The organism is Rhodococcus sp. MPR-R1B, from assembly GCF_058793255.1.
In genome coordinates, this window is the sequence record NZ_JBXAFO010000009.1 from 106637 (window position 1) to 123553 (window position 16917).

The following is a 16917-nucleotide window of genomic DNA, read 5'->3' on the forward strand; positions in this document are numbered from 1 at the left end:
TCAGGGCCGCAGTCGCTCGACCACCTGTCGATGCAGTTCGGGATCCGGCTGGGGGAGCCCGAGCATGGCCGCCAGATACAGGCCGTCGCCGACGAGCCGGATGATCTCGGCCTGCACAGGGTCGGCGATCTCGGTCTGAAGGCCCTTGTCCCAGCTCCGCATCACATGTGTGACGGCTTTCTGGATTTCGTCGTGTTGTCCGTCGACTGTTCTTAGTGCCGCGATGATCGACCGGAAGAGTGAGAGTTCTTCGCTTTCGTTCGCATCGGGGATCTGCAGATAGAACTCGGTGACCGTCGTACCGCCGGCTACGGCGTCGTCGAGTTGCTGATCCGAGCGTTCCCCGAGTCTGCGGACCATCGCCGCGAGGAGGGCTTCCTTGCTGGGGAAGTGATAGAGAAGTCCGCCCTTGGAAACCCCGGCTTCGGCGGCAACGCCTTCGAGCGTGACTTGGGCAACGCCGCTGACCAGCAGCAGCTTCTCCAGTGCGTCGAGAATTCGATCGCGAGTGTCGGCAGCCATGTGATGTGACCCTACCCGGAAATAACTTTACCGCTCGGACGGTTCACTGTTACCGTAGACCTACTGTACCGGCTGGACGGTTCAGTGAAATCTTTTCGAAAGAACTCAGAGAAAGTCGCAGGGGAGCAATGTCAGTGTCGGCAGATCAGACGTCTGCAATCAATCCCGACGAGGTTCGGGCGACAAAGCGTGACTGGGCGGGCTTGATAGTCCTTGCCTTTGCTGTGTTGCTCATCGCAGTCGACGGCACGGTGCTCGATCTTGCGCTTCCGTTCATCAGCGCCGACCTCGAGCCGAGCAGCACGCAGTTGCTGTGGATCATCGACGTCTATTCGTTCGTGCTCGCCGGTCTGCTCATCACCATGGGTACGCTCGGCGACCGGATCGGTAGGCGAAAACTGCTCCTGATCGGCGCAGTCGGCTTCGGTCTCGCCTCGATCATCGCTGCTCTCGCTGTCAGTCCCGAGATGCTCATTGCCGCCCGCGTGCTGCAGGGTATTTCCGGTGCAACGCTGATGCCTGCCACCCTCGGTCTGATCCGCACGATCTTCGTCAACCCGCGTCAGCGCACCGAGGCGATCGGCGTCTGGGGCGCGATGGCAGGTGGCGGTACCGCGGCCGGCCCGTTGGTCGGTGGTTGGTTGCTCGAGCACTTCTGGTGGGGTTCGGTCTTCTTGATCAACATTCCGGTCATGATCGCGCTGGTTGTACTCGGCCCGATCCTGATCCCGGAGTCGAAGGACCCCAATCCGGGTCGATTCGACCTCATCAGCGCTGGTCTGTCGATGGCGACCATGTTGCCGCTGGTGTACGCGGTCAAGGAATCCGTGGTGCACGGCGTCAGCATCACGTTGCTGGTGATCGGCCTCGTTGGTCTCGCGGCGGGTTACGTGTTCGTGCGTCGTCAGCGGATGCTGAAGGATCCGATGTTGGATCTGAAGCTGTTTGCCAACGCGTCGTTCTCCACCGCCGTCATCACCAACCTGCTCTCGATCTTCGCGCTGGCAGGTGTCCTGTTCTTCGGCTCGCAGTACCTGCAGTTGGTGCTGGGTAACTCGGCGCTCGACGCCGGCCTGCTGATGCTCCCGGGTATGTTGCTCAGCGCATTCACCGCGGTTGCGGCGGCCTGGTTGATTCGCCGGTGGTCGGTGTCTCACGTGCTCAGCGCGGGCCTCGCGGTTGCCGGTATCGGTGCTGCGATGCTGCTCGCGCTCGGCGTCGACAGCGGCCCGTTGATGTTCGTGATCGGCTTCGGTCTGGCCGGTGCTGGTGTCGGTGTCGCGTTGACGTTGACATCGGATCTCGTGGTCAGCTCGGTGGAACCCGAACGCGCCGGCGCTGCGTCCGCTGTGTCGGAGACCGCGTACGAACTCGGCATCGCGCTCGGCGTGGCGATCCTGGGCAGCGTGGTGATGGCGATCTTCCGCAAGGGAATCGACACCTCGATGCTCGAAGCAGATCAGGCGCACGCTGCACAGGGCACACTCGGCGGTGCCCTGCAGGAAGCAACGTACCTACCTGGTGAACTCGGTTCGGTGCTTGCCGATTCCGCGAAGTCGGCGTTTGTCGACGGTATGCACGTTGCTGCCGGTGCAACAGCTTTGGTTCTGTTCGTCAGTGCCGCATTGGTGTTGCGGATGCTGCGGAGTACACCAGAGAACGCGAAGCGTTAATACCGGAATCTCGAGAGTTAGTCAGCTTTCGAGTACGACGAACGAGTGCCCCGGCACCACTGTTGCGGACGCGGTCTCGTCCTGTGTCGGCGGATCCCACCAGAGGATGGGGGTTCCGCCGGCCGGGACCGAGGCCGCGTCCGTTCCCAGATTGCACACGATCTGTAATGCGCCGCGGCGCAGGGTGATCCACTGGTCGTCCTCGTCGTAGTCGACGTGCAGGTGCCCCAGCCAAGGGTCGGTGATCTCGATTCGCTTCCTGCGCAGGGCAAGTAGATCGCGATAGCAGGCCAGGACGCGAGCGCGTGTCTCGTCGTCTCGCTCGTCCCAGTCCAGTTTCGATCGCAGAAATGTCTGTGGGTCTTGCGGATCCGGAATGTCGTCACTGTTCCAGCCGTGCGCCGCGAACTCCGCTTTGCGGCCTTTGGCAGTGGCCTCGCCGAGTTCCGGTTCCGGATGCGAGGTGAAGAACTGGAACGGCGTCGTCGCTCCCCATTCCTCGCCCATGAACAGCATCGGCGTGTACGGCGAGAGCAGGACCAGCGCCGCCTTGATCGCCAATTGTCCTGGCGTCAGATAGGCGCTCGGGCGGTCCCCGATCGCGCGGTTGCCGATCTGATCGTGGGTGCACGTGTATGCGAGCAGGGCGCTGGCGGGCTGATGCGTGATGTCGATCGGCCGGCCGTGAACCCGTCCACGGAACGAGGAATACGTTCCGGCGTGGAAGAAACCGCGCCGCAATGTATTTGCAAGGGATTCCAAGGATCCGAAGTCGGCGTAATAACCCTGGCGTTCGCCGGACACGGCCGTGTGAATGGTGTGGTGGATGTCGTCGTCCCACTGCGCGTCCAAGCCGAACCCGCCGGCCGCTCGTGGCGTGATCAGAGTGGCGTCGTTGAGATCGCTTTCGGCGATCAGCGTGAGCGGTCGACCCAGATGAGCCGACAGTGTTTCCGTTCGGACGGCGAGTTCCTCGAGGATGTGCGTTGCGGTGTGATCGACCAACGCGTGGACGGCGTCGAGGCGTAGACCGTCGATGTGGAAATCGCGCATCCATCGCAGGGCATTCCCGATGATGTACTCGCGAACCTCGCCCGACTGCTGACCGCCGATGTTGATCGTTCGGCCCCAGGTGTTCGCTCCATCGGCAATGTAGGGGCCGAACTTTTCGAGGTAGTTGCCCGACGGGCCCAGGTGGTTGTAGACCACGTCAAGAATCACGCCGAGTCCGCGTTCGTGGGCCGCATTCACCAAGCGTTGCAATCCGTCCGGGCCACCGTAGATCTCGTGGACCGTGTACCAGAGCACACCGTCGTAGCCCCAGTTGTGAGTTCCGTTGAAGCCGTTGACCGGCATGATTTCCACGAAGCCGACGCCGAGGTCTACCAGGTGATCGAGACGTTCGATCGCGGCGTCGAATGTTCCTTCGGGGGTGAACGTTCCGATGTGCAGTTCGTAGACCGATGATCCTGGGAGTTGTCGTCCGGTCCACTGAGAGTCGGTCCAGGACGCCTCGTCGAGTTGGTGCAGTTGGGAGCGGAGATGCACGCCTTCGGGCTGGCGTGGTGAACGCGGATCCGGGAGTGTTTCACCGTCGACGACAAAGCCGTAGCGAGCGCGGTTGTCGCAGTCGACCTCGGCGCGCCACCACCCGTCGTCGGTCCGGTCCATCTCGTGCGTGATGCCGTCGACTTCGACCCGGACCGATTCCGGTGTGGGCGCCCAGACCTCGAATGTATGCACACGATCAGCATGCCTTGTTCGGCCGGATGTGGCAGCCCGGCGGGCTGGTTCCGTCGTCAAGGACTGTTTCTATCCGCAGGTGTTGCCGGACGGTGCAGACAGCGTGATCAGTTTCGGAGCGGGGGCGCTGCAGCATCCGCCCTCGGCTTTCCCTGTGTCGGTTTCTGCTGTGTCAGGTTCGTCGAAAATGCCTGCGCCGCCGCAGACTCCGGTCTCCGGAAGGATCAACTCGACGCGGGCCGCTGCTTCGTGATCGCCGGCGAGCTCGGCTGCGATGCTGCGAACCTGCTCGTAGCCGGTCATCGCCAGGAAGGTGGGTGCTCGGCCGTAGCTTTTCATTCCAGCCAAGTACACCCCCGGCTCCGGATGGCGAAGCTCCTTCGCGCCATGCGGGTAAACGGTGCCGCACGAGTGGACGTTCGGGTCGATCAGCGGAGCAAGCTCGACCGGTGCTTGTAAGACCGGGTCGAGGCCGAGTCGAATTTCCGAGAGCCAGGACAGATCGGGGCGGAAGCCGGTCAGCGTTATGACGTTGTCCACGTTCTCGATGCGATCACCCGCATCGGAGGCGAGTATGAGTTGTCCCGAAGGGGTAGTTGTCACCTCTGCGGTGCGGAAGCCGGTGACGACTCTCAACAGGCCATCCTCGACGGCCTTCTTTGCACGCAAGCCCAGGGCGCCGCGCGCGGGCAGTTCGTCAGCGTCGCCGCCTCCGAATGCAGAGCCGATGTTTCCTCGGCGGACCGCCCAGGTGATGCGGGTGCTCGGAGCCTGCTCCGCCAACCCTGACAGCGCAACGATCGCCGTCAGCGCGGAGTGGCCACTACCTGCGATGACGGTGTGCGTTCCGGCGAACTGTGCCCGCACTGCCGGATCGTCGAGATCAGGAACCCGGTACCGGATCGCAGTACCCACAGCGCCTTCGCCGAGTGCAGGAAGACCTTCACCACCGAGCGGGTTCGGGGTGCCCCAGGTGCCGGACGCATCCACAATGGCCTGGGCGAACATCCGATCCTCGGTTCCGTCCCGGCGCCGCAGGTGAATCGAGAGGGGTTCGCTGTCGCGTCCGGCGTCGACGACCAGGTCACGTCCGCGTCGAGCGACGCCGATCACCTCGGTGTCGAACTGGACCAGGTCGGCGAGGGCCGAGGCGAGTGGTTCGAGGTAGAGCTCGCGCCATTGCCGGCCGGTCGGATAGGTCTGCCCGTCGGGTGAGCTCCATCCATTCTGGTCGAGGAGTCGCCGCGCGGCGGGGGAGACGAGTTCGGACCACCGGGAGAACAGTCGAACGTGATTCCACTCGGAGATCGCAGCACCGGCTGTGGTTCCGCGCTCGAATACAAGGGGTGTGAGTCCGCGCTCGCGCAGTTCTGCTGCGGCTGCCAGGCCGATCGGGCCGGCCCCGATCACGACAACGGGTAGGGGGTTCATTTTCGTGCCTTTCATCGACGATTATCGATCTACGGGGAACTGTATCGACGATCATCAATGTAGGCAACCATCGACAGCTGTCGATATAATGGAGAGATGACTTCGCTGCAGACTCCGACGGTGCGAGTCGGCGATTCGGACCCGGATCAGATCCGTTCTTCCGTCCTCGCGCAGGGCGATGCCGATACCTACGCGCAGTGGTTCGCCTGCCTTGCCGAGCCGATGCGCGTCCGATTGCTTCACCGGGTAGCGAGCGCGGTCGGTGGTATTACCGTCGGAGCGCTCGCCGAGGCGTTGGGGATCGGGCAACCGACGGTGTCGCACCACCTGCGCAAGCTCGCCGATGTGGGTTTTGTGACCATGCGTAAGGAAGGGACGAGCACGGTCGTCGCGATGAGTCCGACGTGTTGCGTTGCCTTGCCGCAGGCGGCGGATGTGGTGATGGGAGTCCTTGCTCCGCGTCCGTGCTGCCCGAGTGATCTGCCCGACGATGTCTCTGTCCGGGCCATGATCGACGACGACTGGGATGCGGTTCGCCGTATTTACGGCGAGGGTATCGACACCCGAAATGCCACCTTTGCCGCTGAGGTCCCCTCGCGTGAGCATCTCCACGAACGGTGGCTGCCGCAGCATCGATGGGTGGCGACTGTCGGGGGTGTTGTTGTCGGATGGGCTGCGTTGAGTCCGGTTTCCGAGCGTGACTGCTACCGCGGGGTTGCCGAGAACTCCGTGTACGTTGCGGACGGCATGCGTGGTCGTGGCGTCGGAAAGGCGTTGTTGCGCAAGCAAGTCATGGCCGCCGACGCCGACGGACTCTGGACTCTGCAGACGTCGATGTTCCCGGAGAACCGTGCCTCCATCTCGCTGCATCATTCGGCCGGGTTTCGAACGGTCGGCCTTCGCGAGAAGATCGCCGAACTCGACGGCGTGTGGCGCGACACTGTTCTGCTCGAGCGTCGAACGGCGATCGCCGAGGGATGAGTCCGGGATCCGGCTGACCGGATGCCCGATTGCGCGTTGATTCGATATCTGTCAATATCGAAGAATGTCGAATCAAGAGCTGCCGGACTCCGAGGCTTGCTGCACCCCGCTCGTTCGTGAACCGTTGACCGAGGATTGGGCCGGCGACTTGTCTCGGATGTTCAAGGCCCTCGGCGATCCGGTTCGTCTCCGCTTGCTCAGCTTGGTGGCAAGTCACGAGGGTGGTGAAGCCTGCGTCTGCGACATCTCCGACTCGTTCGATCTGTCTCAGCCGACTATCTCGCATCACCTCAAGGTGTTGCGCCAGGCCGGGTTACTCGATTGTGAACGACGCGGGACCTGGGTGTACTACTGGGTTATTCCGGCTGCGCTGCAACAGCTTTCCGCCGTTCTACTGGTTGAAGGTACGAGCGTGAGTGTCGCGGACGCGTGCGTAGAGGTCACCGCATGAGCAACACCGCTGCCACCACCGAACACCCCGAAGTCGTCGGAAAACTCTCCACCCTCGACCGCTATCTGGCGGTCTGGATCGGCGTGGCCATGGTCGTCGGCCTGCTGGTTGGACGCTGGATCCCCGGTGTGAACACTGCCCTGGACAAGGTGCAGATCGACGGCATCTCGCTACCGATCGCCCTCGGTCTGCTGATCATGATGTACCCGGTCCTGGCGAAGGTCCGCTACGACCGCCTCGACACAGTCACCGGGGACAAGAAACTCCTCGCCGGCTCCCTGTTCCTGAACTGGGTTCTCGGCCCGGCGCTGATGTTCGCCCTCGCCTGGCTGTTTCTGCCTGACCTGCCGGAATACCGAACCGGTTTGATCATCGTCGGTCTCGCTCGCTGCATCGCGATGGTGATCATCTGGAACGACCTGGCCTGCGGAGACCGCGAAGCCGCCGCGGTGCTGGTCGCCATCAATTCGGTGTTCCAGGTGATCATGTTCGCCGTGCTCGGTTGGTTCTACCTCTCGGTCCTGCCCGGGTGGCTCGGCCTCGAACAGACCACCATCGACACCTCGCCCTGGCAGATCGCCAAATCCGTTCTGATCTTCCTCGGTATCCCGCTGCTGGCAGGTTTTCTGTCCCGCTTCTTCGGCGAACGCGCCAAAGGCCGCGACTGGTACGACAACAAGTTCATCCCCAAGATCAGCCCCTGGGCGCTCTACGGTCTGCTGTTCACCATCGTCGTGCTCTTCTCGATGCAGGGCGAACAGATCACCTCCCAGCCTTGGGATGTCGTCCGGATCGCGCTGCCCCTGCTCGCGTACTTCGCGCTCATGTGGGGCGGAGGCTACATCCTCGGCGCCGCAATCGGATTGGGCTATGAACGCACCACGACCCTGGCGTTCACCGCCGCGGGCAACAACTTCGAACTCGCGATCGCGGTAGCCATCGCCACCTACGGCGCCACCTCGGGGCAAGCTCTTGCCGGTGTCGTCGGCCCGCTGATCGAGGTACCGGTGCTCGTCGGGCTGGTCTATGTCTCCCTTGCACTACGCAAACGCTTTGCAGTCGAAGAGGTTTCATCCAGTCGAGAAAGAGCGAGGTCATGAGCAAACCATCGGTGTTGTTCGTCTGCGTCCACAATGCCGGTCGATCTCAGATGGCCGCGGGATTCCTGAGCCATCTCGCAGGCGACGCCATCGAGGTCCGTTCCGCCGGATCCGCACCCGCCGAGACCGTCAATTCGGCAGCGGTCGAGGCGATGGCAGAGCGCGGTATCGACATCTCAGCGCAGTCTCCGAAGATCCTCACTGTCGACGCCGTCCAGGATTCGGATGTCGTCATCACCATGGGCTGCGGCGACACGTGCCCGATCTTCCCCGGCAAGAGTTACCGAGACTGGGTTCTCGACGACCCGGCCGGACAGGGCCTTGAAGCAGTTCGCCCGATCCGTGACGAAATCGAGCGGCGCGTTCAAGCTCTGATCGACGAACTCACGCAGATTCGCCAGGCATTGACCACGGCGACAGATTCGGACCCGCCAGACACAAACAGAACGGATGACCAGCGGGATCGAGTAGAACCCGGCAACGCTCCGGCGCGTTCTGCCGGCTACCGATTTGAGCACCGAGGCTGACAGCTTGCTCCTGTGCGATGTCCAGATCATCGACCACTAAATCCAGATGAATCTGCTTCGGTATTGCAGCCATCGGCCACGTGCTCGGGCGGTGTTCGTCGATGCGGATTGCGGTGATCTGGCCACCGCCTGTGCTGACGGTCGCAAACTTCTCAGTGTTGTACGTGATTTCGCCGCCCAGCATATTTCGCCAGAATTCCGCAAGGCGTTGTGGATCACTGCAATCGAGGGTGATCGATCCCAAGCAAGCTACAGGCATGGTCTCGACGCTACAGAATGCCTTGCTTCGGCTTCCTTTGCGGAGGCGTCATTCGTCGGTGGGCTCGATGTGTTCGGCACCGAGGACGGAGAGTCGGTATTCCTGTGCGTCCTGCTCGGTTTCGAAATCTTTCTCTTCGAGGAGATTCCGGTCGGCGTCGAGGTATCGGTAAGTAGTCATTCCTCCACCGTGTCACTGATGAACGATTCGTGCTCGGATACCGGTTCGATTTCGTCGACGGCTATTTGAATCAGCCTTCCGTAGCGCCGGATCAGATCCTCCGACGACAGTGAATCCTCACCGAGGAGTTCGAGTGTCCGCATGCCGGTGGCCAGTCCGAGCAGCAGTGAGACGACGATCTGGCTGCGTACCAAACCGGGCTCCGTGTCGCCGATGCGGCGCGCGATCCCGTGAACGTATCGTTGCTTGATCTCGGCCCGAGCGGCGTCCGGATCTGGCGCCTCGTGAACGTGTACTGCGAGCATTGCCCACGGATCGGTTTCGTCGGATTCTCTACGAGCGACAAGTTTCTCGACCAGTTGACAGCCGATGTGTCCGGTGGCGTCGGCATTCGGATCCTCGTCCATCGGAGGTGCGGACGGGATCGCAGCCGAGTACAGCCGAGCTTTGCTGCCGTAGATCTTCATGACCAGGGCAGGGGAGTAGCCGGCTGCGACCGCGATGTCCTTGATGGTCGTCGATGCGTAACCGCGTTTCGCGAACAAGGCTTTCGCTGCTGTGAGGATGCTGGCTTCGCCGCTGCTCATGTCGCTCGCCTCCGCCTCGATACCCGATCGCCATGCGTTCGGTTGCTCGTACTGGCGTTCATACTGTCGTCAACGGCTCGGCATCGACGGGTACGTCGAAATCGACGACGGTGGACTGCGCGATGACCGCTATCTGACGAGCCAATGTGCCGTGTCCGCTCTCGGTCAGCGCGGTCAGGATGTACCGGCCGGATGTGGGAAGTGCGATTCCGTAGTGCCCGGTTCCGTCGGTGACCGTGGATGCGACGAATTCGCCGGTCGGTTTCGTGAGCGTGACGACGGTTCCCGAGGTCGTTCGGCCGCCGACTCCGACCTTGCCGGAGATGGTGAGGCGGTCACCGAGTTCGACGGTGTGCGTCGATTGCGCGCTGTCGAAGCTGATTACCTGTGATCTCGGGGACCAACCGTCGGCGCTCGTGACCACCAGGTACCGGCCGGGCCGGGGTAGGGCGAGGGAGAAGTTGCCCTCGTTGTCGGCGCGACTCCAGTCGATCGGTCGCCCCTCCATGTCCATCACGGTGACAACGGCCTGCCGGATCGGTCGGCTGTCGGCCCGGACCACACGACCGGCAACCACAATTTCCGTTTCGGACACGGCGGCGTCGGGAAGCTCGAACCCTTCCGGGGTCACCGGGCGAAGTGCCGCTTCCGGTTTTGCGCCGCGGCGAGGAATGAACGCAGCGGCAGCGGCAGCAGCCACGGCGGCGAGGGCGGCCAGCCAGAAGATGTTCTTGAAGGCGTCGATCGACGGAAGGCCCTCGCCCGGCCCGGACGGGATGACCATCGAAGTGAGCATGGCGGCAACCACCGCGCTGGACGTGGAAGTACCGACTGAGCGGAGCAGCGAATTGAGGCCGTTTGCCGACGCGGTTTCGGTAATCGGAACCGATCGCATGATCAGCATCGGCATCGCGGAGTAGGCGATTGCGGTTCCGATGCTGACCACCGCCGCGCTGATGATGATCAGTGCTATCGAACCGGTCAGGAACACTCGCGCGATGTAGGCGAGCGCGAGCACCGTGCCGCCGACGATCAGGGTGATCTTGGCTCCGAATCGCTTCGTGATGTTCGCGGAGACGGGCGCGAAGAAGACCATCGCGAGGCCTGCCGGAATCATGCACAGTCCGGCCGCCATCACGCCCAGTTCGAAGCCGTAGCCGGAGATCTTCGGCATCTGAAGTTGTTGGGTGGTGGAGAGGTTGTTCGCGTACATCGAGAAGCCGACGAGGATCGAGGCGACGTTGGTCAGCAGAACAGGCCGCTTGGCCGACGTTCGTAGATCGACCATCGGCTGGGTGACGCGGAGTTCGTAAGGGAACCACAATGCGAGAGTCACGATTCCGATGACGAACATCAGCAATGTCAGTTCGCTCGTCCATCCCCAACGGGCGCCCTTGGAGATGGCGAGGAGGATCGCCGTGAGTGCTGTCGAGAGCATGACCGCGCCCAGGAAGTCGAATTTGCCGCGGGTACGAACACTCGATTCCGGGACGACGACGGCTACCGCGATGATCAGCAGGACGCCCACGATCGCCGAGAGCCAGAAGATGGCGGGCCAGCCCAGATGCTCGAAGATCAACCCGGACAGCGGGAGCCCGAGTGCGCTGCCGATTCCGAGAGTGGCACTCATCAACGCTGTTGCCGACGCCACCTTCTCCTTGGGCAGTTCGTCGCGCATGATGCTGATTCCGACGGGGATCATCGAGATCGCGAAGCCCTGGAGACCACGTCCGATCAGCAGGGCGACAAAGTTGCCGCCGATCGCCGCGACCAGTGATCCGACCACGATCATCGTCATCGAGATCAGCATCATGCGTCGTTTTCCGAACATGTCTGCCAGGCGGGAGACGATCGGAGTGGCGACGGCACTCGTGAGGAGCGTGACGGTGACGAGCCAGGAGGCGTCGTCAGCGCTGACGCCGAGGATCTTCGGGAAATCGGGCAACAACGGAATGACCATCGTTTGTTGCAGCGCGACCACGGTGCCGGAAAGACAGAGAATTGCGGTAATGAGCCGACTTGAACGGCGAGTGGTCGGAGACGAGTGCAATGCCAAGAGACGGTCCTTCACGCGGCGATGGTGAACGGGAATTCACCCTGAGTGAACCACTGTTCACCCGTCGGTGTCACCTTCGGTGAATATGCGATTTCTCACGACGGCAACTCGCCCCGGGGTTTCCGAGTCGGCATGGCGGGAACAACGTCAGTGGTTGGTCTGCGCCTGCGCGAGCGGGCAGCGAGGAGGAGTGATGCATGCCGAAGTGGGTGACCGTCTCCACGTCCAGGGGCGCGTGGTGGGGCAGGCGGAGGTAACTGCCGAGGTTCTCGAGGTGCACGGCGAGGACGGCGGTCCTCCGTATCTGGTCAGGTACGACAACGGCCACGAGGCGTTGGTGTTTCCCGGTAGCGACGGCTGGATAGATCACCCCGGAAAAGGCTCCTGAGCTGCACGATTCTTTCCATGCATGGTCGTTGCATCGAATGCGGCTAAAGTGTGCGCAATGGAGGGCAGACGCCAGTACCACTCCCGCGTGCGTGAAGCTTCCGCGCAGCGAACGCGTGAACTCATTCGTGATGCGGCGACGGCCTTGTTTATTCGAGACGGGTATGTCAAAGCCACCGTCAAGCAGATTGCCGCCTCGGCCGGCGTCGCCGATCGGACGGTGTTCACAGCCTTCCCCGGCGGGAAACTCGAGATCTTCGAAGCGGCCCTCGCTGCGGCGCTCGATGCCGAAGAGGTTCCACTCGGCGCGCCGAACCTGGCCTCGGACCCCGATGACGTTCGCCGGATCGTCTCCCAGATCGTGGCTCAGGGCATCGGACTGCTCGAACGTGCCGGCGCTCTGATGATGGTCGCGGTCGAATCCTCGGGTGCGGATGCCGACATGCGTCGACTATCCGAGGAGTCGTCGGATCAGTCGGCCGTCAATGCGATGTCGATAGCCGAGGGTCTCTCCGAGCATGGCTTGTTGAGGCCTGAGATTTCGCTCGAGAAAGCCGCGGGCATACTTGCCGCTTTCGTCTCGCCTCAGCTTCATCAGCAATTGCGTCGGGTCAGTGGGTGGGACGTCGATGCGTACCGAGGATGGCTCGAGTTCAACATTCGCCAGAATCTAATGTACTAATTGGTCTGTTTTCGTTAGCATGGCGAGGGTTTTTTATTCTCGGGAGGAATCGCCAGCGTGCCCTATGCCTTGTTCGGCCTCATCACGATGTTGCTGTGGATTTTCTGCATCGTCGACGCCATCACGAGAGATGACGCCTACATCCAGTACCTACCCAAGGTCGTCTGGATTCTGATCATCATCTTCCTTCCTACTTTGGGATCGGTTCTGTGGCTGGTGGTCGGGCGCGGACAGAACGCGCCCCGCGGTTACGTCGGCCCAACCGGTTACGGCGAATACGAGCGCCCGGGACGTGCCGTTGCGCAGGATCCGGCGGCGGACGAAGCCTTCTTGCGTCAGTGCCGCGAGCGGGCGGAAGAGCAGCGTCGAATTGCCAAGCAGCAGCGCCGCGACGGCGACGCTGATCGGATGTGAGTTATCGGTAGGCCGTGAGTCGGTCCAACACGAGCCGAAGCGGCGGCCACGACGATCGGCCGCGACGCGTCACCGCATAGGCAGTGAGGATGACGGGCGGATCGACGAGTGGTTCGACGCGCACGCCTTCGCGAGTCTTGCGTTCGAGCGGCATCAGCCCCACGCCGTAACCACTGAGGATCAAGAGTTCGACCAAGTCGAGACTGTCGATCTGGTGAGTGATCCGAGGGGTGAACCCGGCCAGCGACGCGAGGGTTCGCACAGCGCGCTCGTCTGCCGTGTTGCGTGAGTTCACTATCCATGACGTGTCGGCGAAGGCGCGGAGATCGATTCCGGATTCTGTGGACTTGTCGGGAGCTTTGGCGTCGTCGGGAACACACAGTCCCCAGGGCGTCGACCAGAGCGGAATTGCTTCGAGTAGTGGGCTCGGCGACGCGGGGGCAAGGTTGTAGTCGTACGTCAGTGCGAGGTCTAGATCGTCGCGTTCGAGGAGTGCAAAAGCCTCGACGGGTTCGTATTCGTAGATCATCACGTCCACCTGCGGGTGACTGCGTTGCAGGCTTCGAGCGACGGGGAGCATCGCGGTTCTGATCGCAGTTGCGAATCCGCCGACTCGCAGGGTCCCCACCGGTTCCGCGTCCGGATCGAGGTCCAGGCGAGCTGCATCGACGGCTGCCAGGATGGTGACGGCATGATCGGCCAGTCGTTGACCGGCCGGCGTCAGCCGCACCCGGCGACCGTCGGGCTCGATCAGTGCGGTACCGGTCTCCGCGGTCAAGGCCGCGAGTTGTTGGGACACTGTCGACGTCGTGAGGTTGTGCGCTTCGGCGACCGCACGCATCGAACCCAAGCGGGAGAGTTCGAGGAGGAGATGGAGTCGACGGGTTTCCATCCTTCGATCATTCACTAATCGTGAACATAATGTAGGTCAAAATCGCGTGGACACGAACGGTTGGCCTCCCGTTCAATTCAGCTATGGATACGAAAGCGCGGGCCGGAGTGGGCCTGGCTGTTTTGGCGATGTTGTGCGTGCAGCTCGGGCTCGCCGTGTCGGTGGGCCTGATCGATCAGCTCGGCGCAGACGGAGCGGCGTGGCTACGACTCGCCTGGGCAGGCATCATTCTTCTGATCATCGTCAGGCCCCGCCCTTCGGCGTTCACTCGCAAGGCGTTTCTGGCTTGCGTGGTTCTGGGTGTGGTCACCGCAGGCATGACGCTCCTGTTCATGGCAGCGGTGGAGCGCCTTCCGCTGGGAACAGCAAGCGCATTGGAATTCTTGGGTCCGCTGACGGTTGCTTTGCTCCGGGGGCGTGGCCGCGTTCTGTGGCCGGTTCTGGCAGGCGTGGGCGTCGTGCTTCTCACCGAACCGTGGGCCGGGACAGTCGATCTGGTCGGTGTGGCGTACGCACTCGGTGCGGCGCTCTGCTGGGCGATGTACATTTTGCTCACCCAGCGCGTCGGCGACGAGGTTGCCGGTATCAACGGGCTGGCGGTGTCGATGGCGGTAGCCGGGTTGGCCGCGACAATTGCCGTAGGCCACTCGGCTATCGGGCGGCTGACTCCGCATCTGATTCTCGTGGGCCTCGGACTCGCGATCTTGCTGCCCGTCGTGCCGTTCGTTCTGGAGATGGTCTCGTTGCGAAGGCTGTCCACGGCGGCGTTCGGCACGCTGATGAGTCTCGAGCCTGCTTTCGCGCAGCTTATCGGTCTGGTTGTGCTGCAACAGGTTCCGAGTGTTCTGGCCGTGGCAGGTATCGCGTGCGTCGTCGTCGCAGGGATCGGCGCGGCCCGCGGTGGTGCTCGAGGTGGCGCCCGGAAGCCGACTGAGCCACCCTCCGATTCCGAGCGAACGTACCTTTCGGCGCCTTCATGAGACCGAGAGTGCCGTTCGCTCAGGTCGCGTTCGCTCAGTGAGAGTGCGCCGCGGCGATTGCTCCGTCGAACACGTCGGCGACCTCGCCGAGGGAATCGAGAATCGGCTGACCGGATCGTTCGACGCGAGCCCGCACCAGCGAGCCCTCGAGCGCGGACACTGCCAGGACGGCAAGCCGTTCCGCTCGCGCACGTCCGACCCCGGACGCGATCAGTGTGTCGCGCAGTAGCGAAGTCCACTGTCGATACACCGCCTGTCCGGCGGCTGTCACGCTCTCCGAATCGGGGGCAAGTTCCAACAACACCGTCGTGATCGGCGAGCCTTCGTGGAAATCCGAATCGCTCACCCATCCGGCGAGCAACCGCGCGTACTCGCGCAGTAGCGACCCGGCGTCCGATTGGCTGTCGGCGAGTTCGGTCAGGGTGTCGGTGACCAATTGCCCGCCGACGCGGACGACCTCTTCGCCGATCTGCTCTTTGCCGCCGGGAAAGTAGTGGTAGAGCGAACCTTTCGGCGCCCCGCTCGACTTGAGGATCTCGTTGAGGCCCGTTGCCGCATACCCCTGGCGGCGAAACAGATCGGCCGCAGCTCGTACGAGTGCTTCGCGGTGTTTCGGGGGAGTCGCCACGAGTTGGAGCTTAAACACCCCAGCGATCCACCACAATCTATGTAGACTGGTCTACATGGGAAATTCTGAAATGCTCGAACAGTTGCGCGCGGTCAACGCCTCGGCGGCCTTCAACCGGTGGGCCGGATTCGAAGTCACGGAGGCCGAACCGGGTCGCGTTTGTCTGCGGCTCGAATGGCGTGAGGATCTGGGCCAGTACTCGGGACACCTGCACGCTGCGCTCGTGGCGGGACTCGTCGACACCGCGTGCGGATTTGCTGCTTTCACCCAGGTAGGTGTCGTGGCGGCGTCCAACTGCGCGGTCAATTTCGTGAGTCCGGGCATCGGAACCGCATTTGTCGCTACGGCGCGCTCGGTCAAGGCCGGGCGCAAGCAGGTGTTCGTCACTGCCGAGGTACATGCCGAACGCGAATGCGAATCCGTGCTCGTCGCGTTCGGCACCACCCTGTTGGTTCCACTCGCCCCTCAGACACAGGGAACCGCAAGCAACGTCAGGGAATGAGGATGAACTTTCCCGCGGGGTGCGAACTCTGCAACTCGGTGTGAGCGAGTGCCACGTCCGCTAGCGGGAAGGTCTTGGCGATCTTCACGATGAGGTGTCCGGAACCGGCTTGTTCGACAAGTTCGGATCGTGCCTTCAAACGCGCTTCCGCACTTGCCGGATTGCCTCCGCCGACGGAAGCGAAGCCGTCGGTCTGGGCGCGTCCGAACGCGACGATGGTGACGATGCGACTCTTGTCGGTGACCAAAGCCAGAGATGCATCGACGGCTTCGTCCGTTCCGGCGGTGTCGAAGGCGGCGTCGACGCCGTTCGGCGCGAGTTCACGGACACGCGCTTCGAGGCCGTGGCCGTAGAGCACAGGCGTGGCGCCGAGCGAGCGCACGTAATCCTGATTCGAGGCTCCCGCAGTGCCGATCACCGTAGCTCCGCGACCAACTGCCAACTGAACAGCGATCGCGCCGACGCCGCCGGACGCGCCGTGGATGAGAACGGTGTCGCCGGAACCGACCCGAATGGTGTCGAGGGCGTCGACTGCAGTTCCGCCGACCAGAAGGAGGCCGGCTGCCTGTTCCCAGCTGATGCCTGCGGGCTTCGCGGTGACAGAGGAGACCGGCACGACTACTTGTTCGGAGTAGAGGCCGTTGCCGGGGCTGACGATCACTTCGTCGCCGACGTTCACATTTGTGACGCCGTCGCCGACAGCCGAGACGACGCCCGCTGCCTCGCCGCCGAGGCGGATGGGAAGTTTCTCGGGGTCGGTGCCGAAAGCGCCGCTGTAGAGCTTGAAGTCGAAGGGATTGACGCCGATCGCCTTCACGTCGACCAGGACTTCACCTGATTTCGGTGCCGGTAAATCGACGTCCACCAGCTTCAGGACCTCGGGCGTGCCGTACGTCTGCGCTACAACAGTTTTGGTCATGTC

Annotated in this window: 19 protein-coding genes and 1 pseudogene; 10 read left to right on the forward strand and 10 right to left on the reverse strand. The window is 62.8% G+C overall.

The annotated features are described in order from the left end of the window. Nucleotides 1-522 carry a TetR/AcrR family transcriptional regulator gene (locus AC1Q61_RS14930; protein WP_003941685.1) on the reverse strand — a complete coding sequence of 174 codons (522 nt, stop codon included), beginning with the start codon at nucleotides 520-522 and terminating at the stop codon, nucleotides 1-3. A 128-nt stretch (nucleotides 523-650) separates the two neighbouring features. On the opposite strand from AC1Q61_RS14930, the gene AC1Q61_RS14935 reads away from it, so the two are divergent. After that, nucleotides 651-2195 (forward strand): MFS transporter, encoded by a 1545-nt coding sequence (locus AC1Q61_RS14935; protein WP_054781564.1) that lies wholly within the window; start codon nucleotides 651-653, stop codon nucleotides 2193-2195. 21 nt (nucleotides 2196-2216) lie between these two features. Here AC1Q61_RS14935 and treZ read toward each other — a convergent pair whose 3' ends face one another. Both treZ and AC1Q61_RS14945 read right to left on the reverse strand, forming a co-directional pair. Beyond that, complete coding sequence (gene treZ / locus AC1Q61_RS14940) at nucleotides 2217-3938, reverse strand: malto-oligosyltrehalose trehalohydrolase (protein WP_042921827.1); 1722 nt, start codon at nucleotides 3936-3938, stop codon at nucleotides 2217-2219. A gap of 69 nt (nucleotides 3939-4007) precedes the next feature. After that, the gene (locus AC1Q61_RS14945) at nucleotides 4008-5369 is read right to left on the reverse strand and encodes an NAD(P)-binding domain-containing protein (RefSeq protein ID WP_042921825.1); all 1362 of its coding nucleotides are present in this window, start codon (nucleotides 5367-5369) and stop codon (nucleotides 4008-4010) included. 96 nt (nucleotides 5370-5465) lie between these two features. On the opposite strand from AC1Q61_RS14945, the gene AC1Q61_RS14950 reads away from it, so the two are divergent. The 4 genes and pseudogenes from AC1Q61_RS14950 to AC1Q61_RS14965 all read left to right on the forward strand — a co-directional run. Then, nucleotides 5466-6350 carry a helix-turn-helix domain-containing GNAT family N-acetyltransferase gene (locus AC1Q61_RS14950; protein ID WP_042921823.1) on the forward strand — a complete coding sequence of 295 codons (885 nt, stop codon included), beginning with the start codon at nucleotides 5466-5468 and terminating at the stop codon, nucleotides 6348-6350. Between the two features lie 64 nt (nucleotides 6351-6414). Beyond that, nucleotides 6415-6801: an ArsR/SmtB family transcription factor gene (locus AC1Q61_RS14955; RefSeq protein ID WP_030537016.1), complete on the forward strand. Its 387-nt coding sequence runs from the start codon at nucleotides 6415-6417 to the stop codon at nucleotides 6799-6801. After that, on the forward strand, nucleotides 6798-7901 hold the full coding sequence (arsB, locus tag AC1Q61_RS14960) for an ACR3 family arsenite efflux transporter (protein ID WP_003941673.1): 1104 nt from the start codon (nucleotides 6798-6800) through the stop codon (nucleotides 7899-7901). The genes AC1Q61_RS14955 and arsB overlap by 4 nt, the downstream gene beginning before the upstream one ends. Then, nucleotides 7898-8287, forward strand: a pseudogene (locus AC1Q61_RS14965) (arsenate reductase ArsC); the annotation flags it as partial. The gene arsB and the pseudogene AC1Q61_RS14965, both read left to right, overlap by 4 nt. Here AC1Q61_RS14965 and AC1Q61_RS14970 read toward each other — a convergent pair. From AC1Q61_RS14970 to AC1Q61_RS14985, 4 genes are read right to left on the reverse strand one after another with little or no spacing between them, the layout of a single operon-like run. Then, nucleotides 8286-8687 (reverse strand): VOC family protein, encoded by a 402-nt coding sequence (locus AC1Q61_RS14970; protein ID WP_073513039.1) that lies wholly within the window; start codon nucleotides 8685-8687, stop codon nucleotides 8286-8288. The pseudogene AC1Q61_RS14965 and the gene AC1Q61_RS14970 overlap by 2 nt on opposite strands. A gap of 48 nt (nucleotides 8688-8735) precedes the next feature. Continuing rightward, complete coding sequence (locus AC1Q61_RS14975) at nucleotides 8736-8867, reverse strand: hypothetical protein (RefSeq protein WP_256082667.1); 132 nt, start codon at nucleotides 8865-8867, stop codon at nucleotides 8736-8738. Beyond that, on the reverse strand, nucleotides 8864-9454 hold the full coding sequence (locus tag AC1Q61_RS14980) for a TetR/AcrR family transcriptional regulator (RefSeq protein WP_042921820.1): 591 nt from the start codon (nucleotides 9452-9454) through the stop codon (nucleotides 8864-8866). The genes AC1Q61_RS14975 and AC1Q61_RS14980 overlap by 4 nt, the downstream gene beginning before the upstream one ends. 58 nt (nucleotides 9455-9512) lie before the next feature. Beyond that, complete coding sequence (locus tag AC1Q61_RS14985; protein WP_054186682.1) at nucleotides 9513-11525, reverse strand: MFS transporter; 2013 nt, start codon at nucleotides 11523-11525, stop codon at nucleotides 9513-9515. Nucleotides 11526-11703: 178 nt separating this feature from the next. On the opposite strand from AC1Q61_RS14985, the gene AC1Q61_RS14990 reads away from it, so the two are divergent. The 3 genes from AC1Q61_RS14990 to AC1Q61_RS15000 are packed head-to-tail and all read left to right on the forward strand — an operon-like array spanning nucleotide 11704 to nucleotide 12993. Next, a complete protein-coding gene (locus AC1Q61_RS14990; RefSeq protein ID WP_003941743.1) occupies nucleotides 11704-11898 on the forward strand; it encodes a DUF1918 domain-containing protein in 195 nt (64 codons plus the stop codon). A 57-nt stretch (nucleotides 11899-11955) separates the two neighbouring features. Further along, nucleotides 11956-12579, forward strand: coding sequence for a TetR/AcrR family transcriptional regulator (locus AC1Q61_RS14995; protein WP_042450140.1), 624 nt, complete (start codon nucleotides 11956-11958; stop codon nucleotides 12577-12579). Nucleotides 12580-12636: 57 nt separating this feature from the next. Further along, nucleotides 12637-12993: a PLD nuclease N-terminal domain-containing protein gene (locus tag AC1Q61_RS15000; RefSeq protein WP_003941757.1), complete on the forward strand. Its 357-nt coding sequence runs from the start codon at nucleotides 12637-12639 to the stop codon at nucleotides 12991-12993. A 1-nt stretch (nucleotide 12994) separates the two neighbouring features. Here AC1Q61_RS15000 and AC1Q61_RS15005 read toward each other — a convergent pair whose 3' ends face one another. After that, a complete protein-coding gene (locus AC1Q61_RS15005) occupies nucleotides 12995-13885 on the reverse strand; it encodes a LysR family transcriptional regulator (protein ID WP_042921818.1) in 891 nt (296 codons plus the stop codon). Nucleotides 13886-13968: 83 nt separating this feature from the next. On the opposite strand from AC1Q61_RS15005, the gene AC1Q61_RS15010 reads away from it, so the two are divergent. Continuing rightward, nucleotides 13969-14865: an EamA family transporter gene (locus AC1Q61_RS15010; protein ID WP_042921816.1), complete on the forward strand. Its 897-nt coding sequence runs from the start codon at nucleotides 13969-13971 to the stop codon at nucleotides 14863-14865. Nucleotides 14866-14899: 34 nt separating this feature from the next. Here AC1Q61_RS15010 and AC1Q61_RS15015 read toward each other — a convergent pair whose 3' ends face one another. After that, the gene (locus tag AC1Q61_RS15015) at nucleotides 14900-15493 is read right to left on the reverse strand and encodes a TetR/AcrR family transcriptional regulator (RefSeq protein WP_003941729.1); all 594 of its coding nucleotides are present in this window, start codon (nucleotides 15491-15493) and stop codon (nucleotides 14900-14902) included. Between the two features lie 55 nt (nucleotides 15494-15548). Here AC1Q61_RS15015 and AC1Q61_RS15020 point away from each other — a divergent pair, with 55 nt between their 5' ends. Then, nucleotides 15549-15995 (forward strand): PaaI family thioesterase, encoded by a 447-nt coding sequence (locus tag AC1Q61_RS15020; RefSeq protein WP_244993118.1) that lies wholly within the window; start codon nucleotides 15549-15551, stop codon nucleotides 15993-15995. Here AC1Q61_RS15020 and AC1Q61_RS15025 read toward each other — a convergent pair. Next, nucleotides 15985-16914, reverse strand: a complete 930-nt coding sequence (locus AC1Q61_RS15025; protein WP_042921812.1) for an NADP-dependent oxidoreductase — start codon at nucleotides 16912-16914, stop codon at nucleotides 15985-15987. The two genes, AC1Q61_RS15020 and AC1Q61_RS15025, sit on opposite strands and share 11 nt — an antisense overlap. Nucleotides 16915-16917 lie beyond the last annotated feature (3 nt).